Raw genomic sequence first — 5,955 nt, 5'->3', positions numbered from 1 at the left:
GCATTATTTTAAATCTATATTTATTAAAGTATTTTTAATATTTTTTAAAAAAATATTGATGAATTTATATATATTTAATAATATAGTAATATTATCAAATTTAGTTTAAATTAGATAATTTATTTTTGATATTTATATGATTTTTTAATATGTCTAAATTTATTTAATTTAATCTTTTAAATGCTATTAATCTCAATTGTTTAATTTAAATTATTATAATTCTTTTTATGCTTTAATAGATTTTATAATGGTTAAGATATTTTTTTATTTGTGATTTAATAGATTTTATCCTAAATTTAGTAAATTAAAGTTTTATAAATTAAGTTTCAAATTAAATTTGATATTAAAAAAATGAAATGGAGGAAAGAATATTAATAGCAAGAAAGTTTTTATGTTATTGATCATAGTTTGTGTTTTTTTAACATTTTCTACAGTTAGTGCTGCAGATAATTCAAGTTCTTTAAGCTCTTCTGTAAATATTGCAAATTCTACTAACTATGGTGTTAATGTAAATCATCAAGATATTACTTCTGATTCTGGAAGTAATGTAGATATTTATGTTTCTCCTTCTGGAGATGATTCTAACACTGGTTTAAGCGATACTAGTGCATTGAAAACTATTAATGCATCATTATCTAAGGTTAATGAGTCAAATAAGGCTGTTGTTCACCTTGGAGAAGGTACTTTTTCTGGTGATGGAAATAATATGATTGATATTAGTCTTCCACATAAAAATTATCAAGGTTCTTTAACTTTCATTGGAGCAGGTTATAATAAGACTTTTATTGATGGTGAAAATCAATATAAATTATTTACTGTCTCTGCTGATTCTAATGTAATCTTTATTAATGTTACATTTATTAATGCTAAAGATAATCTTGGTGGAGTAATGACTAATAATGGTAATGTAAGCTTTGAAGATTGTATTTTTGAAAATAATACAGCTACTTCATATGGAGGTTCACTTTATACTACTGGTCTTTCAACTACTGTAGTTAAAGATTCATTATTTGTTAATAACAATGCTAACTATAACGGTGGATCTGCTTATATGGATGGAAATGCTAGTTTTATTAACAGTAAATTTATAAATTCAACTGTTTCCGCTGGTAATTATAATAAAGGTGGTGCAATATACTTTGATTCTGATTATAATTTTGATTTAATTGGATGTGAATTTTATAATGTAACTGCAGGTTCTGGTGGAGTTGGATATATTAGAGGTAGTAGTAAAGATGATAAAGATTCTGTTTTTACTATTAAAAATAATAAATTTGTAAATTGTACTGCATCTGCTTCTAATACTGCTGATGTTTTATATATTATTAATGGTAAAATTGTTAAATTAGCTAATAATATTATTGCTCTTCCTGGTAAAAATGCACCTTTCTATGCTTATCCTGGTACTTATGTAGAAAATCTTAATGTAGTATTTATGAATAATGCTACTGAAGATGTTAACTCTCCAACTTTTTATTTAACTGCATCTGTTACTGATGATATGGGAAATAAAATTTCTGGTGGAAATGTATATTTCAATATTAATAATAATGAAGTAGGATATTCTAGTTTAAATAATGGTGTAGCTTCTATTAGAATCACTGATTTACTTGATAATGGTGTTTACACTATTTCAGGATATTATGAATGTGCAGATGAAAACAGTGTTAATATTAAAACTGGAGCTATTAATTTTAATATAGATAGAACACCTATTGAATTATATGTTTCACCTAGTGGTAATGATGAAACTGGAGATGGTTCTTTAGATAATCCATTTAATTCAGTAAAAAAAGCTATTAATACTGGTTTTGAAAACAATATTAATGTAATTATTCATCTTGCTGAAGGTACTTATACTGGTGAAAATAACACTGATTTAACTGTTAAAAATATTGGTTATGTAAAAATCATTGGTGCTGGTTATAATAAATCTATAATTGATGCTAATGGTGCTAATTCACAATTTATTAGTTTTGGTTCATTAGTTTCTGCTGATATTATTAATATGACTTTTAGTAATTCAATTACTAACAATGGTTTTGTTTCACATACTTCTATTGATAGTTCAAAAATCAATTTAATTGACTGTATCTTTGAAAATATTAAAAAAGGATTAAATGCTGCTAATGCTAATGTTTTAAATTGTACTTTTAATAATTCTTCAGCATTTGTAAAACTTAGTTCTATTAATAACTCTAAATTCATTGGTTTTAAAGATAGTTTTGCATTAGAATTATATACTTCTAATGTTTACAATACATTATTTGAAAATAACACTGCTGGTGCAATTACTGCATGTCAAGGTGTTCCATTACATGAAGGTATTTCATATATAATTGATAGTTGTACTTTCATTAATAACTCTGCAGTTAATGGTTCTGCAATTAGTTATCCTACTGGATTCCAATTTTCTGGTGATAGGATTGGAGTAATTAATAACTGTACTTTTATTAATAATACAGCTACTGATTATGCTGGTGCTTTATTTGTTGATCCTACTATGACAATGAATATTACTAACAATAAATTCTATGATAACACTGCAGAATATGGTGCTGCTGTTGTAGTTGGTAATGTGGATAAATCTATTGAGGGTAATTCTAATATTACATTTATAAACAATACTATGACTAATAATAAAGCTAATGTTGAAGGTAGTGATATTTATATATTTAGTCCTAATACATTTAGTCCTAATGTAAATGTAAATGTTAAATTTAATGATTTAACAACTACAAAATTATCTGATGTTCTTTCAGTTGATGTTACTGATGATATGGGAAATAAAATCTCTGGTGGAGAAATTTCTTATTATTTAGGTGATGATTACGTTGGTAAAGCAGCATTAATTAATGGTAGTTCAAAATTAAATTATGTTGGATTTGCTACTGGAAGCTATGTTTTAAGTGGTAATTATTCATATAGTCCTAATAGATCTAATATTAAAAATGGTAATGTTAAAGTAGATATTAAAGATAAACTTGATAATATAACTTTACATGTAGCAACTTATTTTGGAAATGATGTAACTGGTGATGGTTTAACTACTGAAACAGCATTTAAAACAATTAGACATGCATATGAAGTAGGTATTTCTAAATCTACTAATATTATTATTTATGTTTATAATGGACGTTATCTTGAATTTAATGAAAGTTTTGTTGTTTCTGGTAATGTAAATTTAACTATTATGGGTGTAGGAATAACATCAACATTCCTTATGGGAAATCCTAATGCTGATGTTGCTAAACCTCTTTTCATTATTACTCCAGGTAAACAAAATTTCGTTTTATCTAATTTAACAGTTCAAGATGGTGTAGTAAAATATAATAAATCTAATCCCGATAATTATGCTGAAAACATTATTATTCCTAAAGGAGTAACTGCATACTTTGATGCTGTTGAATTTAGACAAAATCATGGTTATATGGGTGGAGTAGTAACTAATGAAGGTAATTTAACCATTCATAATTGTACTTTCTTTAATAATGGTGATTCCTATTATGCTTCAACAATATACAATAATGGAACATTAAATATTACTAATTCAACTTTCAGATTAAACCATGCTGCAATGTCTACTATTTATAACAATGGAACTATGTTTATTAATTCTTCAAAATTTGAAGATGATTTACGTTCTGGTTATATGAGTTTCTTCTTTAGAATTAGAAATGATAATTATGCTGAAATTAATAATACTGTATTTGCTGTAACTAGTTTAAATCAAACTCAAATTTTAAGCATTATTGGTACTGATAATGTACAATATGGTACTACTAATGTTAATGATAAAGATAATCCATTATGCTCAAATACTTTATACAATGCAGGAACTATTATTTATTCAAATGATACATTTATAGATCATCCAGGTAGAGTAAAATATAATGGTCCAAAAAATTCCGACTTTAAATGGGGAACTGATGGTAGATTTATTCAAGCATATGGAAATACTACCTTTATTGATTCAAGATTTATTAATATTAAAGAATTAGATGTTGTTAACCCAAATAATGTTGTTATTAAAGGATGTTTATTTGAAAATATATCAAATATTAAAGTAACATTAACTAGACAAACTGGTAGTTATGTTGATTATGCAAATAATATTACTATTAATAATAATGTAATTTTATTTAATGAAACTAGTACTAAACCATTTACAGTTTCTTTTACTTCTAATAATTACACTTTAAACTTTGATAATAATTGGTTTGGAAACAATAGTAGACCATATTATATGAATTCAAGTACTAAAGTTAATCTTAATAAATGGTTAGTTTTAGTTATTGAAAATGGTACAGCTGGAAACTTTAATCAAAGTATTATTTTCGGATTTAAAGTTTTCGATGGTGAAAACTTAACTGAATTTGATGGTAATTTACCTATTAGGAACTTCAAATTTGAAACAGAAGATGGAGTAATAAATCCTGTTAGTGGTACTTTTAATGGCTCTAAAACTGTAGACTTTACTTCAACAACTATTGGTCCTAAATCATTAAATCTTACTGTTGATAAACAAGTATTATCCTATGATATTTCCATATACAAAGCACTTCTCCTTAATATAAGTTCTCTTGTTGTTCTTGGAAATACTACTGCTATTGTTACATTAACTGATGCAGAAGGAAACCCAGTAACTAATGATATTACAATTCTTGTTGATGGTGTTGAATATCAAGTCACTGTTAAAGATGGTAAAACAGAATTTACTCCAGAAGAATTTTCTAAAACTGGAAAATACTTTGTAGTTTTAAATTATGCTGGAAATGATGAATATTTATCTTCTACTTTAGAAACTGATGTTTATGTATTAAAATATAGTGTAATCAGATTTGATATTGATGATGATGGAATTGTTATTATTAATGTAACTGATGCAATAGATAATCCAATTTCTGATATTGATGTTAAATATACAATTAATGGTACTGACCCTATCACTTTAACTACTAATAAAGATGGTATTGCAAAAATTAATAATTTAACTGATATATTCACAATCAATGCTGAATTTGATGGTAATGATGCTTTCTTAGGATCTAATTTAACTAATACATTATATATTATACCTAAAGCTCCTGTAAGATTAGATACTAATATTGTTTCTAGTGATTTTACTCAGACTGCTGTTGATTTTTATAATGGTGAACGTGGTAGGTACTTTAGTGTTGTTCTTAAAGATTCTGAGGGTAATGTTTTAGCTGGTAAGCCGGTTAGTATTGGTTTTAATGGTGTTGTTTATAATCTTGTTACTGATGCAAGTGGTGTTGCTAAACTTCAGATTAACCTTGCATGGTCTGGAATTTACACTTTCGCTATTGCATTTTTAGGTGATGATGATTATAAAGGTAGTTTTGTTGTAAATAAAATTACTATTAATAGTAAAGCTACAACTATTACTGTCGGTGGTCTTAGTACTCTTAAAGTTAATACTTACAGAACTTTAACTTTCGTTCTTAAAGGTGTTAATGCTTTAGATAGTAAAAAATATGTTAATGCTGTTGGTAAAAAATTAGTTGTTACTGTAAATGGTAAAACATATAATTTAAAAACAGATAAAAACGGTAAAGCTACTCTTAAAGTAAAATTCAGTAATGCTGGTACTTATACTATTACTACTCGTTTTGCTGGTGATGGTACTTTCGCTGCTAAAACAGTAACTAGTAAAATAACTGTTAAAAAATAGATTTTTTTAAATAGTCATTTTAAATGACTATTTTTTTATTTTTTTTTTAGATTTTTTTATTTTAGTTTGTTTATTTCTTTTTTATTTATTTTAGTTTGTATTTTTGTTTAATTTGTTTATTTTCTTTTTTTAGTTTTAGTTTGTGTGTTTTTTGTTTTGTTTTAGTTTGTTTATTTTCTTTTTTTTAGTTTGTGTTTTTTTTTAAATTTATTTTATTAATTTAAATTTATTTTTTAGACTTATTTTCAATTAATTTTCTT

General features: G+C 25.3%; 1 protein-coding gene. It reads left to right on the top strand.

The window, feature by feature from the left end; genetic code table 11:
* Positions 1-391: 391 nt before the first annotated feature.
* The gene (locus BGI41_RS06220) at positions 392-5,695 is read left to right on the top strand and encodes an Ig-like domain-containing protein (RefSeq protein WP_088539569.1); all 5,304 of its coding nucleotides are present in this window, start codon (positions 392-394) and stop codon (positions 5,693-5,695) included.
* Positions 5,696-5,955 lie beyond the last annotated feature (260 nt).

The sequence above is a fragment of the Methanobrevibacter sp. 87.7 genome (assembly GCF_002208625.1).
Classification (GTDB): Archaea; Methanobacteriota; Methanobacteria; order Methanobacteriales; family Methanobacteriaceae; genus Methanarmilla.
Note: the sequence above shows the minus strand (reverse complement) of the source record. Positions and strands in the feature narration are given on the sequence as shown.

Excerpts from the sequence above, each read along its gene's own strand:
- BGI41_RS06220 (WP_088539569.1), top strand. The coding sequence starts at position 392 with ATGTTATTGATCATAGTTTGTGTTTTTTTAACATTTTCTACAGTTAGT.